Below are 26,854 nucleotides of genomic sequence, written 5' to 3'. Positions count from 1 at the left end.
GCGACCCTATCGACGAAGGTGCGCCACGCGCGTCAGGATCCGAATGCCGAGTGGCTGCCACGTGTCGAGACGCTTCGACTCACCGTCACCCTCGATGCGGATGTCGCTGACGACCCGCGTGTGCGGGTGCTCGAGGTCGCCGTCGCGGATCTCGCCGGTCAGCCAGCGGAAGTCGAGACCGTCGCCCGTCACCTCGACGACTGCGAGGTTGTTGTCGAACCACGGCCCGTGCGTCGTGCGCCAGCGGAACGACGGCGTGCGCACGCTCGTGCGCTCGACGACGGCGCGCAGCGGGAACGCGAGGCCCTTGCCGATCATCGCCTGCAGCGCGCGCACGTGGCGCGGCAGCGGGTTACGGATCGGCGAGCAGACGGCCTGGAAGATGCGCGACGTCAGCTCCTCGCCGCCGTTGACCTCCGACAGGAACGAGTTGTGGATGTCGCCCGACAGGAACGTGATCGTCCTCGGCGCTCGGCCACGCTCACCACGCGCGACCTCGAACAGCATGTCGCTGACCTTGAAGAACGTGTCGCTGAACGCCGCCCAGTGCTCGAGGTCGACGACCTGACGCAGCTTCTCCCCCAAGAACGCCGCCGGACGGCCCCACGTCCCCTCGGCCGCGGCCTCGTCGAGCGCCTCGAGCATGTGCAGGCCCTCGGGCATGAAGAACGGCAGCGAGGTGCCGATGAACAGGTGCTCGACGTCGCCGCGCAACTCGTCATCGAGCCAGCGCAGTTCGTCCGCGTCGAGCATCGCGCGGTGATCGGGACGTAGGTCGCGCGCCGCCCGCGAGTCGACGACGATGAGCTTCGACTCGCCCAGATCACGGGTGTAGGAGAAGCGGTACGTCGTCGGGTCCTCGTCAACCCGCTCGGCAAACGCGTCGACGGCGGCGGTGATGTCGAGCTCGTCGTCCCCGGTGTGCGACGTGATGAGCTGCCACAGCTCGTCATCGGCGAGCGCCTCGGGCGAGAGGTTGCCACCGTGCTGATAGACCCAGTACGACCCGAGTGCGCCGACGATGCGCTCGTGCCACCAGGGCGTCGCGTTCATCTTCTCGTGCCACGTCTGCGACGTGTTCCAGTCGTCACGCACGTCGTGGTCGTCGAAGATCATCGCGCTCGGCAGCGTCGACAGCAGCCACCTCACCGCCGGTTCGCTGTAGGCGAGGCGGTACAGGTGCGCGTACTCGACGTAGTCCTTGAGCTCCTCGCCGGGCGGCGCGTCGAGCCCGCGGCGCGCCTCGATGTACTCCTGCATCGCCTCCGACGTCTCGTCGGCGTAGACCTGGTCGCCGAGCAGCACGACGAGGTCGGGCCACCGCTCGTCGTGAGGGTCGCGGGCGATCTCGTGCGCGACGGCGCGCAGCGAGTCGATGCCGTTCTTGCGGTTGCTCTTCGCATCGTGCGGTTCGCTCGTGCGGCAGCTGCCGAACGCCATCTTCGTGGGGCGTGAGTGCAGCAGCGTCTTGAAGAACGGGTCGGGGAACGGCGAGTCCGCCAGGGGCCACGCCTGTTCGCCGTTCACCTCGACGCGGTAGCCGTACGTCTGCCCCGGCTCGAGACCGTCCAGGATCACGAGGGCGTAGTGATGCCCGTGTGCGCCGAACGTGCGCGCGCTCCAGCGCCCACCGTCGGTGATGACGGCGACCTCCCCGGCGTCGCGGGTCTCGACCCACATCGACGCTTCGCATTCGCTGGTGTAGCGCACCATCGGCCCCAGGACGATCGGCTCGTCGCTGGTCTGCATCACCGTGTCATTCTTGTTCGTCACCATGGTCTGCTCCCCCATCATTCGCTCCCGTCCGCGCTGCTGCGATCCTCGTTCTCGGCGTTCAGGCCCCACATGCCGCTCGGGCGCATCGGGTGGCGAGTCTGCAACCAGTCGTCGTGAGCCCGCACCGCATCCTTCCACCGCACGTCGAGATCCGAGGGCTGATCGGCGAGACCGTCGCCGTCCTTGTCGAAGACGACGTCGATGGATTCGTAGTTCTTGAACCGTTGCATCTGCGCCTGCCCCGCGTACGCCTGCTGGTCGGCGAGCGTCAGGTCGACGTCGTCGGTGAACTGTGTCATGAGGGAACGCGGGTACAGATGCTTGTGCAGCACGACGTTGATCTCGGTGCCGATGACGAACGACAACGACATGAGGTAACTGGCGAGAAGCAGCGTCAGGATGCCGCCATAGGTGCCGTAGGTGCCTGTCGAACGGGCCCCGAAGATGTTCGTGAAGGTCGTGCTGTTCGCGACGAAGAACTGCCAGGCGAAACTGATGAAGAACGCGCCCGGCGCGAGACGCCCCCAGCCCTCGCCGCGCGCGTTCGTCATCTTCATGAGCAGCAGGAAGATGCCCGTGCCGAACACGACGTTGAGCAACCACGCCCAGCTCTGCAACGGCTTCCACAGCGTCGGCAGGATGCCGATGGCGATGAGCGCCGCCCCGAGGAACATGATGATGGCGCCACTGCGCACGCGCATGAGGATCGGGTTCGGGCGGCTGTTGCGCGGCACCGCCCAGCAGTGGTTGCTCGTGTGCTGGATCGCCTGCGCCACGCCGAGGCCACCGTAGAGCGCCACGATCGCGCCGATGACGATGGCCGACACGCTGCCCGTCAGCGACTCGATCGACGCGGAGTGCAGCGACGGCCCGAGCACCGGGATCTGCGCGAGCACCGAGTCGAGGATCTGCTGACGCAACCGGTCGTCACCGTCGATGACGAAGCCGAGAACCGACTGCAGCAACAGCAGGAGCGGAAAGATCGACAGGAACCCGTAGTACGTGATCAGCGCCGCGAGGTAGGCGCCCTGGTCGTCGACGAACTTGTAGATGACACCGATCGGGTAGCCCAGCGCCGGATGTCGACGCTGGAACCCGTCGGCACGCTCCACTGAGTTCACCTGCGCATCATCCCATGCGCCCCACACGGGTGAGATGACGAACCCGCCCCCGAGCCGCGGGTCGCGGATCGGGGGCGGGTTCGTCGGACGGAGCAGCTCACCTCAACGGTGGGCGCGCTCCCTCACGTGAGCGGCTCAGGCGTCCTCGGACGTCGCGGATGCCGCCTGGTCGTCGTCACCGGCGTCGACGAGCTGGTCGGACGCGGCGTCACCGCGGCCCTCGGCAGCGTCGTTGCCGCGGCCACGGCCACGGCCGCCACGACGACGCTGACGCGGCTTGCGCTCGCCGTCCTCATCGCTCGCGTGACCGGAGTCCATGTGGCCCGCAGCGTCGGCGATCTTCGCGGCGGCGTCAGCGCTGTCGGCGTCGACGTCGGCCGGAGCGGCCGGCGTCGTCTCGTTCGGCGCCTCGGGCGCGTCGTCGGCCTTGGCCTCCTCGACGACACCGAGCGACAGCTTGCCGCGCGGGTCGATCTCCTTGAGCTCGACCTGGACCTTCCGGCCGATCTTGAGGACGTCCTCGACGGCGTCGATGCGCTTGCCGCCGATGAGCTTGCGCACCTCGGAGATGTGCAGCAGGCCGTCCTTGCCCGGCAGGAGCGAGACGAACGCGCCGAACGTCGTCGTCTTGACGACGGTGCCGAGGAAGCGCTCGCCGACCTCCGGCATCTGCGGGTTCGCGATGGCGTTGACGGCGTTGCGCGCAGCCTCGGCGCTCGGGCCGTCCGTCGCACCGATGTAGACCGTGCCGTCGTCCTCGATCGACAGGTCGGCGCCGGTGTCCTCCTGGATCTGGTTGATCATCTTGCCCTTCGGGCCGATGACCTCACCGATCTTGTCGACGGGGATCTTGACGGCGAGCACGCGCGGAGCGAACGGCGACATCTCGTCGGGAGCGTCGATTGCCTCGTTCATGACGTCGAGGATGTGCAGACGCGCGTCGCGGGCCTGCGTCAGCGCGCCGGCGAGCACCTGCGCGGGGATGCCGTCGAGCTTCGTGTCGAGCTGGATGGCCGTGACGAACTCGCGCGTACCGGCGACCTTGAAGTCCATGTCGCCGAACGCGTCCTCGGCGCCGAGGATGTCGGTGAGCGCGGCGTACTGCGTCTCACCGTCGATCTCGGCGGAGACGAGACCCATCGCGATACCGGCGACGGGCGCGCGCAGCGGCACACCGGCGTTGAGCAGCGACAGCGTCGAGGCGCAGACCGAACCCATCGACGTCGAACCGTTCGAGCCGAGTGCCTCGGAGACCTGACGGATGGCGTACGGGAACTCCTCACGCGTCGGCAGCACCGGCATGAGCGCACGCTCGGCGAGCGCGCCGTGGCCGATCTCGCGACGCTTCGGCGAACCGACGCGACCCGTCTCACCCGTCGAGAACGGCGGGAAGTTGTAGTGGTGCATGTAACGCTTGCGCGTTCTCGGCGACAGCGAGTCGATCTGCTGCTCCATGCGCAGCATGTTGAGCGTCGTGACGCCCATGATCTGCGTCTCGCCGCGCTCGAAGATCGCGGAACCGTGCACGCGCGGCAGCACCTCGACCTCGGCCGAGAGCGCGCGGATGTCGGCGAGGCCACGGCCGTCGATGCGGACCTTGTCGCGCAGGATGCGCTCGCGCACGAGCTGCTTCTGCAGCGAGCGGAACGCGGCGGAGACCTCGGACTCGCGGCCCTCGAACGGCTTGCCCTCGCCGGCCAGCTCGGCCTTGAGCGCGTCCTTGATCTCGTCGAGCTTGCTCTCGCGCTCGGCCTTGCCCGCGATCGTCATCGCGGCGGCCGTCTGGTCGGTGCCGTCCTTCGCGACGGCCTCGTACACGTCGTCCTGGTAGTCGAGGAAGACCGGGAAGTCCTGGACCTCCTTGGCCGCCTGCTTCGCGAGCTCCATCTGGGCCTCGCACAGGACGCGGATGAACTTCTTCGCGGCCTCGAGGCCCTCGGCGACGACCTCTTCGGTCGGGGCCTGTGTGCCGTTCTTCACGAGGTTCCACGTCGACTCCGTCGACTCCGCCTCGACCATCATGATGGCGACATCATCACCCACGATGCGGCCGGCGACGACCATGTCGAACGCCGAGCGCTCGATGTCGGAGAAGTTCGGGAAGGCGACCCACTGGCCGTCGATGAGGGAGACGCGGACGCCACCGATCGGGCCCGTGAACGGCAGACCGGAGATCTGCGTCGACGCGGACGCACCGTTGATCGCGAGGACGTCGTACTGCACGTCCGGGTTCTGCGCGAGCACGGTGATGACGACCTGGACCTCGTTGCGCAGACCCTTCTTGAAGGCCGGGCGCAGCGGGCGGTCGATGAGACGGCAGGTGAGGATGGCGTCCGTCGAGGGGCGACCCTCGCGGCGGAAGAACGAGCCGGGGATCTTGCCGGCGGCGTAGCTGCGCTCCTCGACATCGACCGTCAGCGGGAAGAAGTCGAAGTGCTCCTTCGGCTGCTTGCTGGCCGTCGTCGTCGACAGCAGGCACGTGTCGTCGTCGAGGTACGCCATGACGGCGCCATTGGCCTGCTTGGCCAGGCGGCCCGTCTCGAAGCGGACGGTGCGGGTGCCGAACGAGCCGTTGTCGATGACGGCTTCGGCGAACTGGATCTCGGGACCCTCCATGTGGGGCCTCCTTCTTGTTTCATCTTCGTCTCGGGACGCGCATCGTCGTTGTGCGCGGCCCGTTTCTTGCTGCTTCGAGGCGACGCGGCGCGTGCCTCGAAAACACCGAGAGGCGGCCACCCTTTCAGGGATGACCGCCACTCGGCGTCAGATCATGGTGATCAATGCGATCAACGGCGCAGGCCGAGACGCTTGATCAGCGAGCGGTAACGCTCGATGTCGACCGACTCGAGGTAACGCAGCATGCGCTTGCGCTGACCGACGAGCAGGAGCAGACCACGACGGCTGTGGTGGTCGTGCTTGTGCGTGCGCGAGTGCTCCGTCAGGTCCTTGATGCGCTGCGTCAGCAGGGCGATCTGAACCTCGGGCGAGCCGGTGTCGCCTTCGGACGTGCCGTACTCGGCGATGATCTTCTTCTTCGTTTCAACGTCCAGGGGCATACCTGACTCCTTTGAACTCTCGCTGCGCGGTGCTCCCAGGCCTGTTCACTGGGGCGCTCTCGATCCGCGGCCGGTCTACGGCTTCGTTCAGGCTATCAGCGGCAGGAGGTGGCGGCCTAATCGACGAACTCGCCCCGGGCCTCGAACGCGGCCCGGCGCGACGCGCGTCGCAGCGCCGTCATCACGGGCCGGCCGACGGCCAGGACGAGGGCGACGTTCGTGATGACGCGCCCCAGATCCCAGCCCAGCGACGTGGCGAGGCTGAACGCGACGAAGTGCGCGAGGTTTGTCGCAAGCTGCGCCCCGGGACGGGGCTGATGCCGGGGTCGCCGGTCGTCGAGAACGGCCAGAACGACATGTTGAGGACGAAGCCGTACGCGAGTGACGCGAACGCCGTGTAGCCGCACAGCAGCGCGAGCTCGGCGGGCCAGCGCAGCCCGCGCCGCCACGGCAACAGGCCGGCACCGAGCGCGACCCAGCTCGCACCGAGCATCTGGTAAGGCAGCCACGGGCCGATGCCGGCCGTCAGGATCGCCGAGGCGAACATGCTCGTCGCGCCGAGCGCGAAACCGAACCCCGCGCCCGCCTCAGGCGCCCCGACGTGCGATGGCATCCCACACAGCGCGCCCGATGGGTGCCGCCACGCGTCCGCCCTCGCCGCCCTGGTCGACGCGCACGACGACGACGTAGCGGTGCCCCGCGACTGGCTCGGGCATGTAAGAGGCGAACCACGCGGTCGCCTGCTTGCCGTACACCTCGGCGGTGCCGGTCTTGCCGCTGATCGGGAAGCGGGCGAGGTCGAACCCGGCGAAGGCGTCCGACGCCGTCCCCGAGCGCAGGACGCGGGCGAGACCGTCGCGCTCGACGGCCAGCATCGCGGGGTCGAGGTGCAGGCTCGTGGTCTCCGTCTGCGCGGACGTCGCGTTGGGCACGAGCGTCGGCGTCACGCGTGTGCCGCCCGTCGCCACCGCGGCGTACGTCGCCGCCATCTGCAGTGGCGTTGCGCTGACGTCGCCTTGACCGATCGCGAGGTTGACCGCGTCACCGGCGTGCAGCACGTACCCGCTCGTGCAGTTCTCCTGCGCCACCTGCTTCAGGTAAGCCGCCCGCGCCTTGTCCGTGACCTCGGGGTAGCCGCGCTTCGCGCGCTCGCAGCTCCGGGCGCGCGTCGCCTCCCAGTCGCGTCGCTTCTGCGCCCGGTCGGTGACGGCGCCGCTCGCCTCGCCGGGCAGGTCGACGCCGGTGCGGGCACCGAAGCCGAACGTGCGGGCGGCTGCGGCGAACGCGTCGGGTGCGTCGACGGAGGCTTTCGCCCCGCCTGCGTCGAGCCAGCTGCGGTAGGCCCAGCGGTAGAAGACGGTGTCGCAGGAAACCTCGAGGGCCGTCGGGATGTCGATGCGACCGTGCGCCTCCGACTCGAAGTTGGTGAACGTGCGGTTGCCGATGCGCAGCGAACTCGGGCAGTCGTACGTCCCCTTCGGGTCGACACCAGCCGCGGCCGCCCCGAACAGCGACACCGCCTTGAACGTCGACGCCGGCGGCCCTGCCACCGTCACCGCACGGTTCGAGAGCGGGTCGGAGCCGCCGCGCGTCAACGTGTCCCACTCGGCCTGGGTGATGCCGCCGTTCCAGACGCTCGGGTCGTAGGTGGGCTGGTTCGTCAGCGCCGCCACCTGACCCGAATCGGCATCCATGACGACGACGGAACCCGAATCGGCCTTCGACCCGCCCTTACGGGCCGCGGCGATCCCCTTCGTGAGCGCGTCGGCCGCGGACTTCTGCAGCCCGGGGTCGAGGCTCGTGCGCACATCGGCGCCGTTCGTCGGCGCCTCGTCCGCCACGACGCGCTCGGCCTCCCCCGTCGGCGTGATGCTCACGACGCGGCGTCCGTCGCGGCCGCGCAGTTGCGTGTCGTACTGCTGCTCCAGGCCCGCGCGCCCGAGCAGCGCCGTCGTCGCGGGAGCTTCGCGGCCGGCCTCGCGCGCGGCGGTGACGTCGTCCGCCGTCGTCGTCGTGAGATAGCCGAGCACCTGCGCGAGCGAGCTGCCGCTCGGGCCGTACGTGCGTGTGGGGCGGGTCGTCGCCGCGACGCCCGGGTAGCGCTCCGGCTGTTCGAGGATGCCGCTGACGGCCTCCGTCGGGACGTCCGAGGCGATCGGCACGGGCTCGAACGGCTGACCGGAGAAACACACCGGTGCCGGCGCGGCGCCTTTCGTGCCGCAGGTCGCGGTGCGCCGTTCGAGGTCGGCGACGGGGCGGTCGATGGCGTGCGCGACGCGGCTCAGGATGCGATGCGCGTTCTCCGGACGGCGCAGTTGGTCGGGCGTGATCGTCAGCGTCGTCGTGGAGCCGTTGCCGACGAGCACACTGCCGTCCGCGGCAAGGATGCGTCCGCGCACGGCGGGGACGACGACGGCCCGCGTCGTCATCGCATCGGCGGCCGCGCGGCTCGCCCGAGCGTCGACGAGCTGCAGTTGGGCCAGGCGTCCGACGAGCACGATCGCGGCGACGAACGTCAGGACGAGGTAGATCGCGAGGCGCCGTTGGGCCGCCGAGGTGCCACCCGTACCTCGCCGAGAACCGATGCGTTCCGGCAGGAGAAACGGCCCCAGCGTGGCGCGTCGGCCACCCGCGGCACGCGAACCGGTTCGTGGCCGGCTGGCCTGACGGCGGCGCCCGGGCTCGGCATGGCCACGAGAGGCACGTCGCTCCGGCCTCGAGCCGACGCGACGACGGAGCCGCGCGAGCCGCCTCATGCCCGGCCTCGCGCTCGTTCACGCGCAGCCCAGCGGTTCCAGCGCCCGACGACGGCGAGGCCGATGACGCCGCCGACTACCACACGCACGAGCAGCGGCAGGACGGCGACGCCGACGCGTCCGCTCTGGGCCGCGGCGAGCGCGACGAGCGTCAGGTCGTGCACGAGGACGGCGACAGCGGCTAGCGCCGCAGCCGACCAGGCACTCACCGTCGCGGCCACCCGCAGGCGTCGCAGGACGAGCACGGTCGCGATGATCGCCGCCGCATGCGCGACGATGTCGACGCCGCCGGGCGGCAGCACGACGGAGAGCACGAGCCCGGCGAGCAGCCAGCCGAGCGCGGCGAGCGCCCCCGCGTCGAGCACGACACTCACCGCGAGCGGCGCGCCCAGCCACGCCACCCATTGGCCCAGGTGCGGGGGCAGCAGGACGGCGACGACGCCCGCGCCGAGCGTCCACAGAGCCCGCGTCGCGGCGAGCGCGGACGGGCGCGCGAGGATCGTCGCGGGCTCGCGCAGCGGTTCGGGCGCGAAGAGGACGCGCTGTTCGGCGCTCGTCATCGCGACGCCCGCGGGCGCAGCACGCCGACGACGTCGAGGCTGCTGAGGTCGACGGCGGGGCGGACGGTGGCGCTGCGCTCCAGGCGGCCACGGTCGGGGTCGATCGAGGTGACCGTCCCGATGCGCAACCCCGCCGGGTACGGCCGGCCCTGGGGGCTGCCGGCGGTGACGACGCGGGCTCCCTTCGTCGCCGAACCGCCCGCCGCGAGAACGAGACTGACGGATCCCTCGGCGCGCGCGGCCACCCCGTCGGGCGCCGCTCCGCTGACGCGGGCCAGCGTGCCGCCCGGTTCGAGGCGCGCTCCGACGACGCTCGCCGGGTCAGTGATGAGCGTGACCGTCGCGGCGTGCTCGTCGACCGCCGTGACCCGTCCGACGAGCCCGCCGGCCGCGACGACGGCCTGCGCCGTCTCGAGCCCGGCGTCCCGGCCCGCGTCGATCTGGACGCGCCGGGCGTCACCGGCCGCCGTCGCGGGCGTGAACGCGACGACGCGCGCTGTCACGACGTCGCGTCCTGACGCGGCGAACGAGCGCGACAGCTTCGAAGCCTCGTCGACGACGTGGTCGGCGTCGCTGACGGCGGCGGCCCGCGCCTCGGCGCGGATGCGCGCTTCCTTCGCCTCGCGCAACGCGTCGTCGCGGGGGGTCACCCAGCCGGCGATCGCACCGAGCGCACCCGAGGTCAAGTGCTGACCCCGTGCGCGCAGCGCGGGTGAGGCGGTGAGCGCGAGCAGCAGGACGGCGAGCACGGCCACCGCGACGAGTCGGCCGCGGCGGTGCGGGTCGCGTCGCGGCGGGGCAGCACCGAATTCACCCGACGACCGCCGAACCGATCGCCCCCCGCGCCCGGATCTCGCCGTCGGTGACGACGTCGACCTTGTTCGCGCCCGGCGCGGGTTCTTCACCGCGTCACGGGCATGAGCAGCCCACGCATGAGGTCGTAGTTCTCGACGCACGCACCGGCGCCGAGGACGACGGCGTTCGCCGGGTCGGCGGCGACGCGGACGGGAACGGCGAGTTCGTGGTGCAGGCGCACGTCGAGCCCGCGCAGCTGCGCTCCCCCGCCGGTCAGGACGATGCCGGTGTCGAGGATGTCGCCGGCCAGCTCCGGCGGGCATGCGTCGAGGGTGGCGCGGACGGTGTCGCAGATCGCGAGCAGGGTCGGTTCCAGCGCGCGCCGGATCTCGACGCTCGTCACGGTGACGCTGCGCGGCAGCCCACCGATGAGGTCGCGTCCGCGCACCTCGCACGTCAGTTCCTCGGTGAGCGGGAAGGCGCTGCCGACGTCGAGCTTGATGCGTTCGGCGGTGCGTTCGCCGAGCAGCAGCGCGTATTCGTTCTTCAGGTGGGCTGCGATCGCGTCGTCGAGTTCGTGGCCGCCGAGGCGGACGGAGCGTGAGCGCACGACCCCGCCGAGGCTCGTGACGGCGACGTCGCTCGTGCCGCCGCCGATGTCGACGACCATCGACGCCTGCGTGGCCTGCACGTTGAGCCCGGCGCCGACTGCGGCGGCGACGGCTTCTTCGATGACGTCGACGTGGCGCGCGCCGGCGCGCATCGCGGCGTCCTCGAGGGCGCGGCGTTCGACGCCGGTCACCTCCGAGGGGACGCAGACGACGACGCGTGGGCGGATGAGGCGGGAGGGTCGCGAGCGGGCGATGAAGTAGCGCAGCATGCGCTCGGCGGCGTCGGCGTCGCTGATGACGCCGCCGACGAGGGGGCGGACGACGGAGACGCGCCCGGGGGCTCGTCCGAGCATCTCCTTGGCGTCGTGGCCGGCGGCGAGCAGGTCGCCGGTCGCCGCGTCGAGTGCGACGACGCTGGGTTCGTCGACGACGATGCCCTGCCCGCTCTCGTAGACGAGCGTGTGCGCGGTCCCGAGGTCGATCGCGAGATCACGCGAGGGGGTCTTCAGTCGTCCGAGCACCGGGTGAGTATTTCAAAGTTGTCTGGGTGCCGCCGTTCGCCGAGCAAGGGGCGGACGCAAATTCGCTGGCCGGGCGCCGCGCCGCGCCGGCACGGCACGATGACCGTGGCGCCGCCTGCGCCCAGCTCACGCCCGGCCTCAGCCCGGATGCGTCGGAGCGAAGGGAAGCGGATTCTCAGGCGGATCATCTCCCGCAGCATGCGCCTGACGCGTCGTGCGGCTGGGGCGTTCTCGACGCGCGAAAGCGATTGACATGACCCGAGATGCCGATTTCAAGAAGTTCGTGCGCGCCCGGATGGCCGCGTCTGACGCGACCTACCTGCAGGCACGCACCGAACTGACGCGGACGCAGCCTGCGATCGAACAGCCTCCGACCGACCGGGCGGCGTCCCCCATCCCGAACGGCGCGCCAAGCCCTCTCGCCCAGGACCCCATCATCCCGACGGCTCTGGGGAAGTCGGCTCGTCAGTTCTTCGACGACAGCCGCCTGCGCACCATCCCCACGAAGCGAACGAAGCGCATGGCCGTGCTCCTCGTCTCGTCACGCGTTTCGAACCGCGTCGAGCGTACCCGGAGGCCGAGGTGTCGCGGATGCTGGCTGAGGTCCACGAGGACCCTGCGTATCCGCGCTGCGAGCTCGTCAACGTCGGTTGTCTCCGGCGCGAAGCGGGTGAGTACACGTTGGCACCTGCGCCACCGGCCCGCGACACGCGGTGGGCCAGGAGTTTCCCCGCGAGGAGGCCGACGTGTTCGCGGCGCTGTGGCAGCGCACGCCGCAGCGGTGACGCCCGGCGTGGCGCTTCGTCGTGGCACTTCGACGGGGCGCGTGACGCGGCGGTCGTCTTGAGGCGTCCCCGTCCCGACGCGACGCACTGCGGTGCAGCTCGGCCCACTGTCGCTCGTCCCGGTGCCGTGGCGGGTTGGCCGACGGTGACCGTACGATGGGGGCATGACCCCGGACGCTGCTCGCGCGCTGCTGGTCGAGAAACGTCGGGAGACGGTGGCTCGCCTGCGGGGGTTGGATGAGAGTTGGGCCGACATCGTCGAGTCGGCGCGCGATGCGAACATCGACGACGAGCACGACCCGGAGGGTTCGACGGTCGCCGTCGCCCGGGCCCAGGTCTCGTCGCTGGCTGACGAGGGACGTGGCCGACTCGCTGCGATCGACGCTGCGCTCGCACGCGTCGACGTGGGAACGTTCGGTGTGTGCGAACGCTGCGGCGCGACGATTCCGGACGCTCGTCTCGAGGCTCGCCCGACAGCCACCCGCTGCGTTACGTGCGCGGCAGCGCGCTGAGCCCCACCCCCTGCCGTCCGGGTGAGCCCGATGTGCAGTCAACGCCTCACCGCACACCGATCCTCGCTCGGTGGCATGCGCATCCGATCAGCGCCTCACCGGAACCGACCCTCGATCCACGCGAACGCGGGCCCGGGATGACGGACGCCGCCCCGGCCGGACACCGAGCGTGCGAGGTGAGCGGTCGAGGCGGCGTCCGTCATCCCGCCCGAAGCTGTGTCGCACCGAGCGAGCGACAGGTGTGGGCGAGCCTGCGAGCCCACACCTGTCGCTCACCGGAAGACACAGCGAGGGAAGGTCAGAACCAGATCGCGATCTCGCGTTCGGCGGATTCGGTGGAGTCGGAACCGTGGACGATGTTCTGCTGCACCTTGAGGCCCCAGTCGCGGCCGAGGTCGCCGCGGATGGATCCGGGGGCCGCTTCGGTGGGGTTGGTGGCGCCGGCGAGGGAGCGGAAGCCCTTGATGCAGTCGTTGCCTTCGATGACCGCGACGACGATGGGGCCGGAGCTCATGAATTCGACGAGCGGTTCGTAGAAGGGCTTGCCTTCGTGTTCGGCGTAGTGCGCAGCGAGCTGGTCGCGCGTCGCCTCCGTCACCTGCAGCTTGGCGATCGTGTAGCCCTTCGCTTCGATGCGGCGCAGCACCTCGCCGGTGAGGCCGCGGCGGTAGCCGTCGGGCTTGATGATGACGAGGGAGCGTTCGAGCTGTGCGGTCATGGTGTCCTCCAGGCAGAGAGTGCGGATCTGCCCCCAACCTATCGAAGGTCGGGGGCAGATCATGAATGCCGTTCGTCGCGGCGGGCGCGTGGATCGCTCAGTTGACGGCGGCGTCGATCGTGCCGGTCGCGAGCAGCCCGAAGACGACGAGTGCGAGCGCGATGCGGTAGATGACGAACGGGCGGAAGTTGTGCGTCGAGATGTATCGCATGAACCAGGAGATGACGGCGTAGCCGACACCGAACGCGAGCAGTGTCGCGATGGCGATCATGCCCCAACTGCCGGAGTCGTGATCCTTGCCCTTGCTGATGACGTCCATGAGTTCGAGCAGGCCGGACGACAGCACCGCCGGGATGGCGAGCAGGAACGAGTAGCGAGCCGCGGCGGGTCGGGAGTAGCCCATGAACAGACCACCGGCGACGGTGCCGCCCGAGCGCGAGACGCCGGGGATGAGGGCGAGTGCCTGGAAGAAGCCGTACTTGACGCCGTCGGCCCACGTCAGCTCGTCCAGGCCCTTCTCGTGATGGCCTTCCTCGACGCGCTTGTCGGAGACGACATCGGCCAGCATGATGACGAGCGCGAAGACGAGCAGCATCGTCGCGGTGATCCACAGGTTGCGCAGCGTGCCCTCGATCGCGCTCTTGAACAGGATGCCGAGGATGCCGATCGGCAGGGTGCCGATGATGACGAGCCAGCCCATCCGCGCGTCGGGGTCGTCCTTCGCGACGTGGCCGCGCAGCGAGCCGAACCACGCCTTGATGATGCGGACGATGTCCTTCCAGAAGTACACGAGGACGGCCGTCTCCGTGCCGAGCTGGTTGATGGCGGTGAACGCGGCGCCGCCGCCGTCGTTGTCGAAGAACACGCGACCGACGAGCAGTTGGTGCGCCGACGACGAGATCGGCAGGAACTCGGTGAGCCCTTGCACGATGCCGAGGACGACGGCCTCGAGCCAGTTCATGAATACTCCCTCATGAAGTTACGGGTGAGCTCGTCCATCTTGTCGCCCTGTACGAGCGCGGTGATCCACAGCGAGAGGAAGATGAGGCCGACGACGAGCATGGACGGGACGATGAACGCGGTGAGCAGCGTCGCTGCCTGCAGCACCCATCCCAACGGAATGCCGAGCGGTTTGCGCATCGACGCGCTGGAATACAGGCAGAGCACAGCCAGCGCAATGCCGACCCAGAGCAACGTCGTCGCGTTGCCGCCACCGTCGGGGTGCCGGGAGTGGTCGAGGCCCCACGCGACGAGCGCGAAGAAGAACAGGACGAACGCCTGGCAGCCGATGACGGCGCCCGCGAGCTGTCGCGTCTTTTTCTCGCCGACGCCGGTGAAGCGGAGGCGACGGATCCATTCGGCGATCATGACGACGTCACCCCCAGCAGCATGCGCACGTCCGCGGCCGTGACGACGGAGCCCGTCGCGAGGACGCCACCTCCGACGCCTTCGTCGTCGGCGAGGGCCGCCGCGCGGTCGAGGGCGTCCGGCAGGCTGTCGACGACGGTGACGCGATCGTCGCCGTACAGTTCGGCGGCGAGCTGGCCGAGTTCGCGCGGATCCATCGAGCGCGGCGACGTGTTGCGCGTGACGACGACGTGGTCGAGCGTCGGTTCGAGCGCGAGCAGCAGCTCTTCGGCGTCCTTGTCGGCGAGCACGGCGACGAGCCCGACGAGGCGGTTGAACTGGAAGGAATCCGCGAGCGCCTCACGCAGTGCCTGCGCGCCGGCCGGGTTGTGCGCGGCGTCGACGAGGACTGTCGGCGAGCGCCGCACGACCTCGAGTCGCCCGGGCGAGGTGACGGCGTCGAGCGCGGCGCGCAGCACGCCGTCGTCGATCTTAGTCTCTCCTCCCCCGAGGAACGCCTCGACGGCGGCGATCGCCGTCGCGGCGTTGTGTGCCTGGTGCGCGCCGAACAGGGGCAGGAAGAGGTCGTCGTACTCGCCGGCGAGGCCCTTGACGGAGATCATCTGCCCGCCGACGGCCGCCTCGCGCGCGGTGACGGCGTACGCGTCGCCCTCGCGCAGCATCGTCGCGTCGACCTCGAGGCACTGTTCGCGCAGGATCTCGTCGACCTCCGGCACCTGCGCGGCGACGACGGCGAACGCGCCGGGCTTGATGATGCCCTTCTTCTCGTGCGCGATGTCCTCGACCGTGTCACCGAGCAGCCGCTGGTGATCGAGCGCCACGGGCGTGACGACGCTGACGACGCCGTCGGCGACGTTCGTCGCGTCCCACGCGCCGCCGAGGCCGACCTCGACGATTGCGACGTCGACGGGCGCGTCCGCGAACACGGCGTAGGCGAGGACGACGATGACCTCGAAGTACGTCATCCGCACGCCGCCGTTGCTCGTGCTCTCGTGGTCGACGATCGCGATGAACGGTTCGATGTCGTCCCACACGCGCACGAGTCGTTCGACGTCGACGGGTTCGCCGTCGAGGCTGATGCGCTCACGGAAGTCGTGCAGGTGCGGTGAGGTGAACCGCCCTGTCTTCAAACCGTGTTCGCGCACGAGCCGCTCGAGGATGCGGGTCGTCGACGTCTTGCCGTTCGTGCCCGTGAGGTGGATCATCGGGAAGCTCGTCTGCGGGTCGCCGAGCAGTTCCATCGCGCGACGCACACGTTCGAGGGACGGTTCGGGGTTGTTCTCCGGGGTGCGCGCGAGGATCTCGTCCTCGATCTCGCGCGCCCGCAGCCGCAGCGCTGCAGCTTCCTCGGCCTCGCGAGCGGCGGCCCGGGGGTCGCCGCTGCGCTGGGCCTTCTTGCTCACGAGGTTGTCGCCGACGATGCCCGTCGTCAGGGCGCGCTCCGTGGGGTCGGCGGCGTCGCCCGTCTCAGCGCCCGGGCCGGCCGAGCCGTCACCGATGACGTGCTCGGCGACGTACTCGTCGAGATCCATCTCCTCGTTCGCGTGTCCGAACGATTCGCCCTGGATGCCGAATGTCGCGTACCCGTCGCGGGGGCTCTCACCCTCGACGAGGTGTTCGTTGACGTCGGCGCCGTCCAATCCGTCGCCGTCGTAGTCGTTCTCGTCGCGCGGACGCTGGTCGCTCATTTGTTCTCCACCTTCTTCACGACGATACGCACCTGCTGCTTGTCGCCGACCTCGACGCTCGTGCCGACGCCGTCGGGCAGCTGGTGCGCCGCGCCCGCCGAACCGAACTGCACCGCGAGCGTCTCACGCATGATGAGGTCCTGGTGCGCGACGGTCGCCGCCCACACCTCGTCGTCACCGGTGATGGTGAGCGAGATACGGTCGGAGATGTCGAGACCGGCGTCGCGCCGGGCCTGCTGAACGGCGCGCACGATGTCGCGCGCGAGGCCCTCGGCGGCGAGCTCCGGCGTCACCTGCGTGTTGAGGACGACGAAGCCACCACCGGGCAGCATCCCGGCGGCTGTGTCGGCGCCGGCCTTCTCGGTGTCGACGACCATGTCGAGCGTGTACTCGCCTTCCTCGAGCGCGAGCCCACCGGCGGTGACGACGCCGTCGGCGCCCAGCGACCAGTCACCGGACTTGCTGCCCTTGATGGCTTGCTGCACGTTCTTGCCGAGCCGAGGGCCGGCCGCGCGAGCGTTGACGGTGAGGCGCCGGCTGACGCCGAGCGCATCCGCGTCGACGTTCGCCGAGTCGGCGAGCACGACGTTCTTGACGTTGACCTCGTCGGAGATCAGATCGGCGAACTGCTCCAACGGGTGCGGGTTCTCACCGACGAACGTCACCGACTCCAGCGGCAGGCGCACGCGCAGCTTCTCGGCCTTTCGGATGGCGAGCGTCGCGGAGCACACCTCACGGGCGCGGTCCATCGCCGTGACGAGGTCGGCGTCCGCGGGCAGGTCGCCGGCGACGGGGAAGTCGGTGAGGTGCACCGAGCGTCCGCCCGTCAGGCCGCGCCAGATCTGCTCGGTCTCGAACGGCAGCAGCGGCGCGGCGGCGCGCGTCACGACCTCGAGCGCGGTGTAGAGCGTGTCGAACGCCTCGTTGCTCGACGCCTCGTGCTCGGTGCCCGTGCTCGCGGACGATCCGGTGCCCCAGAACCGCTCGCGGCTGCGGCGGATGTACCAGTTCGTCAGCACGTCGAGGAAGCTGCGGACGCTGTCGCACGCCCCCGCGATGTCGTACGCGTCCATCTGCGTCTGCACCTGCGCGACGAAGTCGTGCAGCTTGGCGAGCAGGTAACGGTCTAGCACGTCGTTCGACGCCGTCGACCACTGCGCGTCGTAACCCTCACCACCGTTTGCGGCGTTCGCGTAGAGCGCGAAGAACGAGTACGCGTTCCACAGCGGCATCATGACCTGACGCACGCCGTCACGGATGCCCTGCTCGGTGACGGACAGGTTGCCGCCGCGCAGGATCGGGCTCGACATGAGGAACCAGCGCATCGCGTCGGCGCCGTCACGGTCGAACACCTCGGACACGTCCGGGTAGTTGCGCAGCGACTTGCTCATCTTCTGCCCGTCGCTGCCGAGCACGATGCCGTGGCAGATGACGGAGGAGAACGCGGGCTTGTCGAACAGCGCCGTCGCGAGGATGTGCAGCGTGTAGAACCAGCCGCGCGTCTGACCGATGTACTCGACGATGAAGTCGGCCGGGAAGTGGTTCTCGAACCACGCCTCGTTCTCCATCGGGTAGTGCACCTGCGCGTAGCTCATCGAGCCCGAGTCGAACCAGACGTCGAGGACGTCGTCGACCCGACGCATCGTCGACTTCCCCGACGGGTCGTCGGGGTTCGGGCGCGTCAACTCGTCGACGAACGGACGGTGCAGGTCGACCTCGCCGTCAGCATTGCGGGGCAAGGCGCCGAAGTCACGTTCGATCTCCTCGAACGAACCGTAGACGTCGAGGCGCGGGCACTCGGGACTGTCCGACTTCCAGACGGGAACGGGGCTGCCCCAGAAGCGGTTTCGGGTGATCGACCAGTCGCGCGCGTTCTCGAGCCATTTGCCGAACTGGCCGTGCTTGACGTTGCCCGGCACCCAGTCGATCTCCTCGTTGAGCGCGAGCATGCGCTCCTTGATCGCCGTCACCTCGACGAACCAGGAGCTCACCGCCATGTAGATGAGCGGCTGACGGCAGCGCCAGCAGTGCGGGTAGGAGTGGTCGTAGCTCTCGCGGCGCACGAGGACGGTGCCGTCGCTGGCGTGCCCGGCGTTCGCAATGTCGCCCTTGGTCGCCGCTTTGAGGTGGTCGATGACGTGCGGGTTCGCGTCGAACACCTGCATGCCCTCGTAGTCGCTCACCGGGTAGGTGAACCGGCCGTCGGGGCCGACGGGCACGACGACGGGGATGCCGGCCGCGTCGGTCGCGGCCTTGTCCTCCTCACCGAACGCGGGAGCCATGTGGACGAGGCCCGTACCGTCGTCGGTCGTGACGTAGTCGGCCGACAGGATGCGCCACGCCTTGCCCACGACGCGCTCGTCGTCGAGGAAGTACGTGAACGGCGCGGTGTAGGTGAGGCCGACGAGCTCGGAGCCCTTCATGCGACGCACGACCTTCGCGGCAAGCGCGTCGGCGTCGAGCTTCTCGCCGAACAGGTCCTTGCTGTAGGCCGCGAGGCGCGCCTCGGCGATGACGTACTTCTCGTCGCTGCCGGTCGGGCCGGAGGCCTCGACGACGACGTAGTCGATGTCCGGGCCGACGGAGACGGCGAGGTTGCTCGGAAGCGTCCACGGCGTCGTCGTCCAGATGAGGGCCTTCTCCCCCGTCTCGAGCGTGAAACCGACCGTCACCGCCGGGTCCTGACGGTTCTTGTAGACGTCCTCGTCCATGCGCAGCTCGTGGTTGGACAGCGGCGTCTCGTCGTTCCAGCAGTACGGCAGCACGCGCAGGCCCTCGTAGATGAGGCCCTTGTCGTAGAGCGACTTGAACGCCCAGATGACCGACTCCATGTAGCCCGAGTTGTACGTGCGGTAGCCGCGCTCGAAGTCGACCCAGCGGCCCATGCGGGTGACGTAGTCCTCCCAGTCGGAGGCGTATTTCATGACGCTCTTCTTCGCGGCGTCGTTGAACTTCTCGATCCCCATGTCGAGGATGTCGTCCTTGGTCTTGAGGCCGAGCTGGCGCATCGCCTCGAGCTCCGCGGGCAGGCCGTGCGTGTCCCAGCCGAAGACGCGGTCGACGCGCTTGCCGCGCATCGTCATGTAGCGCGGCACGAGGTCCTTGACGTAACCCGTCAGCAGGTGGCCGTAGTGCGGCAGGCCGTTCGCGAAGGGCGGGCCGTCGTAGAAGACGAACTCGTTGTCGCCGTTCTCGCCGGCGTCGCGCTGCTCGATCGAGGCCTGGAACGTGTCGTCGCGCCGCCAGTAGTCGAGGACGGCCTTCTCGATGGACGGGAAGTTCGGGCTGCTCGGCACGCCCTTGGGGATGCCGAACGCCTCGCCGGTGCCGGGGGTCGTGGCGGCCGCTCCCGCTGCGTCATCGGGGGTCGCTGCCGCGTGCTCTCGCGTGAGGTCGACCTTGGGGTAGGTCATGGTGGCATCCTTTGCGCGTCAGATCGTCGAGCAAGGACGACGTCGCCGGCGTGTGCCGGGTGGCCGCGGTACCACCTTGCTTGCCATCTCGAACCCGCGCTCTCGCCCGGTGGCGGGCGCACGAGGAGCGACATGACCGCTTCATGCCGGCTGTGACGGGCCACTCCCGCCCGGTTCTACTGGGGTGCGCTCGCGGTGTGCGCAACCTGTTCTTCCGGGGACTCGCCGCTGATGACGGCTCGAACGTCGTTGCCACCATGCTACCCGCCGTGGCGGAGTGCTCGATCGCACGGGCAAGCCGGTGCCCCCGGCCTGTTGCCACCTGCCCCGGAGCGACTCGACGAGCCCGGACCAGCTGCACCAGTGGTGAGTCGACCAGCCCGGGCCGACTGCATGAGTAATGTGCATCTGCACGACTTTCATGACGCACATTCCTCGTGCAGATGCACGATTCTCGGGCAGCTGAGAAACCGGCCGCTGCGGGCAGGATCTGTGGGGCCGGGAAGCGCAGCAACGGGCCCACCGAGCAGACGGAGCCGGGCCCGCCGCCAGGTCTTCGTTACCGTGAGTCCAGCCCCGCCGCCCTGCCGACCATGCCTGTCGACGGGCCCACCCTTTTGAGGAGAACATCATGACGTCTCGCCCCACCGTCCTCGTCACCGGCGGTACGCGCGGCATCGGCCGCGCCATCTGTGACGCCCTGGCCGCCGATCACGACCTCATCATCGGCGGCACGTCCGCCGACGCCGTGGCCGAGGCGTGTGCGCGATACGAGAACGCCCGGCCGTTCGTCGCGGATCTGGCGGACGAGGCCTCGACGACTCGCGCCGTCGAAGCTCTCGGATTGACGCGTCTCGACGGCGTCGTCCACTCCGCCGGTGTGCTCGGCAGCGGCGCGCTGACGGATCTGCGTCGTGACGACTGGCGCCGCACGTTCGAGATCAACGTCGTCGCCGTCGCCGATCTGACGCGGCTGCTCCTGCCCGCCCTGGAGGCGGCTCGCGGCACCGTCGTCGTCATCAACTCCGGTTCGGGGCTGACGGCGGGTGGCCCCGGCGGCGTCTACTCGGCGTCGAAGTTCGCAGCCCGCGCCCTCACGGACGCGATGCGAGAGGAGCTGCGCCCGAGGGGGATCCGCGTCTCGTCCGTGCACCCGGGGCGGGTGGCGACCGACATGCAGGTCGAGCTCAATTCCTTCGAGGGCCGCGAGTACGACGAGGCGAACTACCTGCGGCCCGAGTCGGTCGCGAGCGCCGCCCGCCTCGCCCTCACGGCGACGCCGGACGCGAACGTCGACATGATCTCCGTCCGCCCCGGCCCGCGATGAATCACCTGAGCGACACCATGGGCACGCGTGTCCCTGGTCAGTGCAGCACCCACTGAGAGAAACTCCACGCGCCCCACAGCATGAGGAAGAGGCTCCACGAAGTGACCAGCACGATCGTCAATCCGCACCCGATGTCTCCGGCGCGTTCACGCCAGCCGGCTGTGTAGCCCTCCTGCGGGGCCCGATCCCCGTGCCATCGCCGCGGCTCGCCCGCCTCGACACGCAACTGCGCAACCTGCGGCGCCGTGGACACCATGCGAACCCGTCTGGGGATGCTGCGCCACTGCGCCGCAGGCCCTCCGCGGAAGGTCCGCCACGCGGCAATTGCTTCTCGCGCCACTTCGTCGTCGCGCCCCAGGACGAAGAGCAGCGCGCCCGCCGCGGGCAGATCCCCCATCTCGAGGTGCACCTGCGCGAGCAGCGCGATGACCTCGTCGTCGGGCGACTCCACGAGATAACTCGTCAAGCGCTGACGAGCCATCCAGAGGCGGCCTTGCGCAATGTCGCCGCGGGCTCTGTCGAGGGCGGTCATGGCCCTGATGATGCCCTACCGGCGGGCCGACGCACGACCCCATTCTCAGCGCGTCATTCCACCGTCACCGACTTGGCGAGGTTGCGGGGCTTGTCGACGTGGTGCCCGAGCACCTGCACGTCACTCGCTCAGCGCTGGCGCGCCATTCGCCCGGTATGACAAAACACGCCCCACTTCCATTGAAGTGGGGCGTGCTTTGTCGATCCTCACCGAGGTGGGTGTTCGGGGCTCCCGCAGGTCAGCGCATGACCACAGGCTGGCGGATCAGCGCTGACGCTGCTCGCGCACCATGCGGTGCGTCAGGAGGGCGTGCTGGACGCCGTCACCCTTCGTCAGTGCGTCGGGGCTGACGGTGCCGCCGAGCGGCAGCATCGGCGTGAACGAGTAGAGCTCGCCCTCACCGAGCAGCCCCAGCTTGGTGCGCGCACCCTGGTGCGGTCCGCGCAGGTCCGCGAGGTGCGACGACGGCCCGACGAGGTGCTCGGCGAAGAACTCGTCGGCCGACTCTGCAACGACGAGGTTGGTCAGGAAGTGCGGGTCGAGGCACTGCACGCGGCCGTCCTCGTCGAGGTGATACACGTGCCCGAAGCTCGTGACGGCGAACGGGATGCTCGCGACGCCGACACCGAACCACTCCTGCAGCACGGGCGTCCACACGGCGGGGTCGACGAGCTGCAGCTCCTGCTTGCCGTACCAGCCGATGCCGTGATCGCGGTACAGCGCGAGCAGCGACTGCGGCAGCCGGTCGGCCGCGTACTCGACGAACGCGGGCCCCACGGGGGTGACGTCGCTCGGCGCGAAACGCGCGACGAAGGGCTCGATCGCGGCGGCGCCGCGCGGCGTGGCGTTCATGTTCGTGTGCTCCCTCGTCCGAGCGACGTCTCGCCCTGATTCTCCTACGCGCCCGGCATGTGGGCGCGTCGCCGACCATCTGCTCATAGCCTAGGCCCCCGCCCCGGCGTTGTCGCACCGAGCCCGCCTCGTCGCCGCCGGTCGCACCAGGACGTCAGGCATGGAAAAATGACCCCATGACTTCCGACACCACCCCAGCCCAGCGGACGCCCCCCGGCGCCCGCACGATGCCCGACAAGCCCACCGTCGACGGCCTCGAGGACGTCTGGGGCCAGGTATGGAAGGAACGCGGCACGTACACGTTCGACCGTGAGCGCGCCCTACAGCTGCCGCGCGAGCAGGTCTTCGGCATCGACACTCCCCCGCCGACCGCATCGGGCAGCCTGCACGTCGGGCACGTGTTCAGCTACACCCACACCGACTGCATGGCGCGCTACCAGCGCATGCAGGGACGCGAGGTCTTCTACCCGATCGGTTGGGACGACAACGGCCTGCCGACGGAGCGTCGCGTCCAGAACTACTACGGCGTGCGCGGCGACGCGACGAAGCCCTACATCGAGAACTACACCCCGCCACTCGAGGGCGCCGAGGGCAAGAGCGTCAAGGCCGCCGACCAGCAGCCGATCGGGCGCAAGAACTTCATCGAGCTGTGCGACGTGCTCACCGTCAAGGACGAGGAGACCTTCGAGGCACTCTTCCGCCGCCTCGGTATCAGCGTCGACTGGAACGTGCAGTACCGCACGATCGACGAGCGCTCACGCGCCGTCGCGCAGCAGGCGTTCCTGCGCAACCTGAAGCGCGGCGAGGCCTACCAGCAGGAGGCCCCGGGCCTGTGGGACGTCACGTTCCAGACGGCCGTCGCCCAGGCCGAGCTCGAGGCACGCGACTACCCGGGCGCCTACCACCGCGTCGCCTTCCACACGAGCGACGGCGAGAACGTCTACATCGAGACGACGCGCCCCGAACTGCTGCCCGCCTGCGTCGCCCTCATCGCCCACCCCGACGACGAGCGCTACCAGCCGCTGTTCGGCACGAAGGTGAAGAGCCCGCTGTTCGACGTCGAGATCCCCGTCCTCGCGCACCCGAGCGCCGAGATGGACAAGGGCGCCGGCATCGCCATGTGCTGCACCTTCGGTGACCTCACCGACGTCCAGTGGTGGCGCGAGCTGCAGCTGCCGACGCGCTCGATCATCACGCGCAACGGCCGCATCACGGGCGAGCTGCCCGAGTGGATCGCGGGCGGCCCGGGTGAGCAGCTGTTCGCCGACGAGCTCGCGACGAAGACGACGTTCACCGCACGCGAGAACGTCGTCAAGGCGCTCATCGCCTCCGGTGACCTCGACGGCGAGCCGAAGAAGACGCAGCGCAAGGCCAACTTCTTCGAGAAGGGCGACAAGCCCCTCGAGATCGTGACGAGCCGCCAGTGGTACATCCGCAACGGTGGCCGTGACAAGGATCTGCAGTCGGCGCTCGTCGCTCGTGGCAACGAGATCGACTGGCACCCCACGTTCATGCAGAGCCGCTACACGAACTGGATCGAGGGCCTCAACGGCGACTGGCTCATCAGCCGTCAGCGTTTCTTCGGCGTCCCGTTCCCGATCTGGTACCCGCTGGACGCGAACGGCGAGGCCGACTACGACAACCCGATCGTGCCCGACGAGTCCGAGCTGCCGATCGACCCGCAGGGCCAGGCGCCGAAGGGCTACGACGAGAGCCAGCGCGGCCGGGCCGGCGGGTTCATCGCCGACCCCGACGTCATGGACACGTGGGCGACGTCGTCGCTCTCCCCGCAGATCGCGACGGGCTGGCCGATCGCCGACGGCAAGGCGCACAAGAGCGACCCCGAGCTGTTCGACAAGATCTTCCCGATGGACATGCGCCCCCAGGGCCACGACATCATCCGCACCTGGCTGTTCGCGACGGTCGTGCGCGCCCATCACGAGAACGGCACCGTGCCGTGGAAGAACACCGCCATCTCCGGCTGGATCCTCGACCCCGACCGCAAGAAGATGTCGAAGTCGAAGGGCAATGCGCAGACACCGGAGGACGTCGTCAGGGAGTTCGGCGCCGATGCCGTGCGCTACTGGGCCGCCTCGGGCCGCCTCGGGACGGACGCCGCCTACGACACGGGCCAGATGAAGGTCGGCCGTCGCCTCGCGATGAAGGTGCTGAACGCCTCCAAGTTCGCGCTCATGACGCCTCCGGTGACGCCCGATGCCGACGCTGCACCGACGGTCGAGGCGCTGCTGCCGCACGTCACGCAGCCTCTCGACGTCTCGCTGCTGACGGCCCTGCGCGACGTCGTCGAGAACGCGACGAAGAGCTTCCAGACGTGGGACTACACGCGTTCGCTCGAGTTGACGGAGACGTTCTTCTGGGCGTTCTGCGACGACTACATCGAGCTCGTCAAGGAGCGCGCCAACAACCGTGACGGTGAATTCGCCGAGGCCGAGTCGGCGTCGGCGCGTGCCGCCGTCCGCATCGCGCTCGACGTCCTGCTGCGCCTGTTCGCGCCGTTCCTGCCATACGCCACCGAAGAGGTGTGGTCGTGGCAGCACGCCGAGTCGGTGCACCGCGCCACCTGGCCGACGCGCGACGAGCTCGCGTCCCTGCCCGACGGTGACCCGCTCGTCCTCACCGCCGTGTCTCAGGCTCTCGCCGGTGTGCGCCGCGCGAAGTCAGAGGCCAAGCTCGGCATGCGCGCCGAGGTGACGGCGATGACGCTCGCCGGCCCGGCGGCGGCCCTCGCCGCCGCAACCAAGGGTGAAGCCGACCTGCGCGCAGCCGGTCGCATCAGCGCCATGACGAGCGTCGAGGAGGAGACGGAGAACGGCGTCCTGCTCGTGCGCGACACCGAGCTGCTCGCTCCCCCGCCGAAGGTCAAGAACTGACGAACGACTGAGAGCCGCGACCCTGCCAGGCAGGATCGCGGCTCTCAGTACGTCAGGACGCGCGCGTCAGGCAGCGCGACGTCGCACGATCGTCGGGGTGATGCGGTCGAGCACGACCTCGCGCGTGATGACGACCTTGTCGATGTCGTCCTCGCTCGGCACGTCGAACATGACGGGCAGCAGGACCTCTTCGAGGATGGCGCGCAACCCGCGCGCGCCGGTGCCGCGACTCATCGCCTGCTCGGCGACGGCGTCGAGGGCGTCTGGTGTGAACTCGAGCTGCACACCGTCGATCTCGAACATGCGCTTGTACTGCTTGACGAGTGCGTTCTTCGGCTCGGTGAGGATGCTCACCATGCCCTCGCGATCGAGCGGCTCGACGGTCGTGATGACGGGCAGGCGGCCGATGAACTCGGGGATGAGACCGAACTTCATGAGGTCCTCGGGCTGCACGTCGGTCATCGACGCATCCCCACCGGCGGGCAGGTGCAGCTGCGAGCCGAAGCCGAGCCCCTTCTTGCCCTTGCGGTCCTCGATGATCTTCTCCAGGCCCGCGAACGCGCCACCGACGATGAACAGCACGTTCGTCGTGTCGATCTGGATGAACTCCTGATGCGGGTGCTTGCGCCCGCCCTGCGGCGGCACCGACGCGGCCGTCCCCTCGAGGATCTTGAGCAGCGCCTGCTGCACGCCCTCACCGGAGACGTCACGCGTGATCGACGGGTTCTCGCTCTTGCGCGCCACCTTGTCGATCTCGTCGATGTAGATGATGCCGGTCTCGGCGCGCTTGGTGTCGAAATCACTCGCCTGCAGCAGCTTGAGCAGGATGTTCTCGACGTCCTCACCGACGTAGCCGGCCTCCGTCAGCGCCGTCGCGTCGGCGATGGCGAACGGGACGTTGAGCATGCGCGCCATCGTTTGCGCGAGGTAGGTCTTGCCGCAGCCCGTGGGGCCGATGAGCAGGATGTTCGACTTCGCGATCTCGACCGGATCCTTCGACCCCGACGCCTCGGCGGCCTGGACGCGCTTGTAGTGGTTGTAGACGGCGACGGCGAGCGAGCGCTTCGCCGCGTCCTGTCCGATGACGTACTCACGCAGGAAGTCGAAGATCTCGCGCGGCTTCGGCAGCTTCTCGAGGCCGATGTCGACCGAGTCGGTCAGCTCTTCCTCGATGATTTCGTTGCACAGGTCGATGCACTCGTCGCAGATGTAGACGCCCGGGCCGGCGATGAGCTTCTTGACCGACTTCTGGCTCTTGCCACAGAACGAGCACTTGAGCAGGTCGCCGCTCTCTCCCACGCGTGCCATCCGTCATCCCTTCGTCGAGCGACCCGCCGCGAGACGGGTGTGCGTACCCGACGACGGTAGTCGACGGGGCCCTCGCTGCCCCTCATTGAATCCCGCGTGGCGGGCGCCGGCCAAGGCTGTTCGCGCTGGGCGCAACGGACGCGGAGTCCCCGCACGCCTCGCGTCGCGAATCACTCTCAAATGGACACACGACCAACACCTGTTGTTCATTTCCAGGACACCTTGCCAGGACAACCTTTGCGCGTGCTCGAAGACCCCCCCACG

20 protein-coding genes and 1 pseudogene are annotated in these 26,854 nt (G+C 69.3%); 4 read left to right on the top strand and 17 right to left on the bottom strand.

All coding sequences use genetic code 11. From position 1 onward, the window contains the following. Window positions 1-6 precede the first annotated feature (6 nt). From AX669_RS07225 to AX669_RS07185, 9 genes are all read right to left on the bottom strand, one after another. Window positions 7-1,791: an alkaline phosphatase D family protein gene (locus AX669_RS07225; protein ID WP_231729470.1), complete on the bottom strand. Its 1,785-nt coding sequence runs from the start codon at window positions 1,789-1,791 to the stop codon at window positions 7-9. Continuing rightward, window positions 1,791-2,897 (bottom strand): YihY/virulence factor BrkB family protein, encoded by a 1,107-nt coding sequence (locus tag AX669_RS07220; RefSeq protein WP_062257533.1) that lies wholly within the window; start codon window positions 2,895-2,897, stop codon window positions 1,791-1,793. The genes AX669_RS07225 and AX669_RS07220 overlap by 1 nt, the downstream gene beginning before the upstream one ends. A 135-nt stretch (window positions 2,898-3,032) precedes the next feature. Next, entirely contained in the window at window positions 3,033-5,513 is a 2,481-nt protein-coding gene (locus AX669_RS07215) for a polyribonucleotide nucleotidyltransferase (protein WP_062257521.1), read from the bottom strand. Between the two features lie 170 nt (window positions 5,514-5,683). Next, window positions 5,684-5,953, bottom strand: a complete 270-nt coding sequence (rpsO, locus tag AX669_RS07210) for a 30S ribosomal protein S15 (RefSeq protein WP_006946370.1) — start codon at window positions 5,951-5,953, stop codon at window positions 5,684-5,686. 181 nt (window positions 5,954-6,134) lie between these two features. Further along, window positions 6,135-6,566, bottom strand: coding sequence for a hypothetical protein (locus tag AX669_RS07205; RefSeq protein WP_062257519.1), 432 nt, complete (start codon window positions 6,564-6,566; stop codon window positions 6,135-6,137). Next, the gene (locus AX669_RS07200; protein ID WP_062257517.1) at window positions 6,541-8,709 is read right to left on the bottom strand and encodes a penicillin-binding transpeptidase domain-containing protein; all 2,169 of its coding nucleotides are present in this window, start codon (window positions 8,707-8,709) and stop codon (window positions 6,541-6,543) included. The genes AX669_RS07205 and AX669_RS07200 overlap by 26 nt, the downstream gene beginning before the upstream one ends. After that, on the bottom strand, window positions 8,706-9,269 hold the full coding sequence (locus AX669_RS07195; protein ID WP_062257515.1) for a hypothetical protein: 564 nt from the start codon (window positions 9,267-9,269) through the stop codon (window positions 8,706-8,708). Before AX669_RS07195 ends, AX669_RS07200 begins: the two co-directional genes overlap by 4 nt. Beyond that, window positions 9,266-10,024, bottom strand: a complete 759-nt coding sequence (gene mreC, locus AX669_RS07190) for a rod shape-determining protein MreC (RefSeq protein WP_062257513.1) — start codon at window positions 10,022-10,024, stop codon at window positions 9,266-9,268. The genes AX669_RS07195 and mreC overlap by 4 nt, the downstream gene beginning before the upstream one ends. Window positions 10,025-10,170: 146 nt before the next feature. Continuing rightward, window positions 10,171-11,196 (bottom strand): rod shape-determining protein, encoded by a 1,026-nt coding sequence (locus AX669_RS07185; RefSeq protein ID WP_074040534.1) that lies wholly within the window; start codon window positions 11,194-11,196, stop codon window positions 10,171-10,173. A gap of 549 nt (window positions 11,197-11,745) precedes the next feature. On the opposite strand from AX669_RS07185, the pseudogene AX669_RS14215 reads away from it, so the two are divergent. Together AX669_RS14215 and AX669_RS07175 are read left to right on the top strand one after the other, a co-directional pair. After that, a pseudogene (locus AX669_RS14215) lies at window positions 11,746-12,222 on the top strand (DUF2087 domain-containing protein); the annotation flags it as partial. After that, window positions 12,146-12,493 carry a TraR/DksA family transcriptional regulator gene (locus tag AX669_RS07175; protein ID WP_062257508.1) on the top strand — a complete coding sequence of 116 codons (348 nt, stop codon included), beginning with the start codon at window positions 12,146-12,148 and terminating at the stop codon, window positions 12,491-12,493. The pseudogene AX669_RS14215 and the gene AX669_RS07175, both read left to right, overlap by 77 nt. 298 nt (window positions 12,494-12,791) lie before the next feature. Here the strand turns inward: AX669_RS07175 and ndk are convergent, their stop codons facing one another. From ndk to ileS, 5 genes are all read right to left on the bottom strand, one after another. Beyond that, window positions 12,792-13,211: a nucleoside-diphosphate kinase gene (ndk, locus tag AX669_RS07170; RefSeq protein ID WP_062257506.1), complete on the bottom strand. Its 420-nt coding sequence runs from the start codon at window positions 13,209-13,211 to the stop codon at window positions 12,792-12,794. 97 nt (window positions 13,212-13,308) lie between these two features. Continuing rightward, the gene (locus tag AX669_RS07165) at window positions 13,309-14,172 is read right to left on the bottom strand and encodes an undecaprenyl-diphosphate phosphatase (RefSeq protein ID WP_006944409.1); all 864 of its coding nucleotides are present in this window, start codon (window positions 14,170-14,172) and stop codon (window positions 13,309-13,311) included. After that, the gene (locus tag AX669_RS07160; protein WP_006944394.1) at window positions 14,169-14,579 is read right to left on the bottom strand and encodes a DUF4233 domain-containing protein; all 411 of its coding nucleotides are present in this window, start codon (window positions 14,577-14,579) and stop codon (window positions 14,169-14,171) included. The genes AX669_RS07165 and AX669_RS07160 overlap by 4 nt, the downstream gene beginning before the upstream one ends. Beyond that, on the bottom strand, window positions 14,576-16,267 hold the full coding sequence (locus AX669_RS07155) for a folylpolyglutamate synthase/dihydrofolate synthase family protein (protein ID WP_082740687.1): 1,692 nt from the start codon (window positions 16,265-16,267) through the stop codon (window positions 14,576-14,578). The genes AX669_RS07160 and AX669_RS07155 overlap by 4 nt, the downstream gene beginning before the upstream one ends. Continuing rightward, window positions 16,264-19,680 carry an isoleucine--tRNA ligase gene (gene ileS, locus AX669_RS07150; RefSeq protein ID WP_082740685.1) on the bottom strand — a complete coding sequence of 1,139 codons (3,417 nt, stop codon included), beginning with the start codon at window positions 19,678-19,680 and terminating at the stop codon, window positions 16,264-16,266. Before ileS ends, AX669_RS07155 begins: the two co-directional genes overlap by 4 nt. A gap of 631 nt (window positions 19,681-20,311) precedes the next feature. Here ileS and AX669_RS07145 point away from each other — a divergent pair. After that, entirely contained in the window at window positions 20,312-21,007 is a 696-nt protein-coding gene (locus AX669_RS07145; protein WP_006944403.1) for an SDR family oxidoreductase, read from the top strand. A 37-nt stretch (window positions 21,008-21,044) separates the two neighbouring features. On the opposite strand, the gene AX669_RS07140 is transcribed toward AX669_RS07145, so the two are convergent. Together AX669_RS07140 and AX669_RS07135 are read right to left on the bottom strand one after the other, a co-directional pair. Continuing rightward, window positions 21,045-21,539: a DUF6584 family protein gene (locus AX669_RS07140; RefSeq protein ID WP_040014439.1), complete on the bottom strand. Its 495-nt coding sequence runs from the start codon at window positions 21,537-21,539 to the stop codon at window positions 21,045-21,047. Between the two features lie 264 nt (window positions 21,540-21,803). Beyond that, window positions 21,804-22,391, bottom strand: coding sequence for a GAD-like domain-containing protein (locus AX669_RS07135; protein WP_006944396.1), 588 nt, complete (start codon window positions 22,389-22,391; stop codon window positions 21,804-21,806). Between the two features lie 176 nt (window positions 22,392-22,567). On the opposite strand from AX669_RS07135, the gene valS reads away from it, so the two are divergent. Further along, the gene (gene valS / locus AX669_RS07130) at window positions 22,568-25,282 is read left to right on the top strand and encodes a valine--tRNA ligase (protein ID WP_062257505.1); all 2,715 of its coding nucleotides are present in this window, start codon (window positions 22,568-22,570) and stop codon (window positions 25,280-25,282) included. Window positions 25,283-25,348: 66 nt separating this feature from the next. On the opposite strand, the gene clpX is transcribed toward valS, so the two are convergent. Continuing rightward, entirely contained in the window at window positions 25,349-26,590 is a 1,242-nt protein-coding gene (gene clpX, locus AX669_RS07125; protein ID WP_038567554.1) for an ATP-dependent Clp protease ATP-binding subunit ClpX, read from the bottom strand. Between the last annotated feature and the right edge of the window lie 264 nt (window positions 26,591-26,854).

It is taken from the genome of Dermacoccus sp. CCH2-D9, assembly GCF_001556795.1.
GTDB lineage: Bacteria > Actinomycetota > Actinomycetes > Actinomycetales > Dermatophilaceae > Dermacoccus > Dermacoccus nishinomiyaensis.
This window is presented reverse-complemented; position numbering and strand designations above follow the sequence as displayed.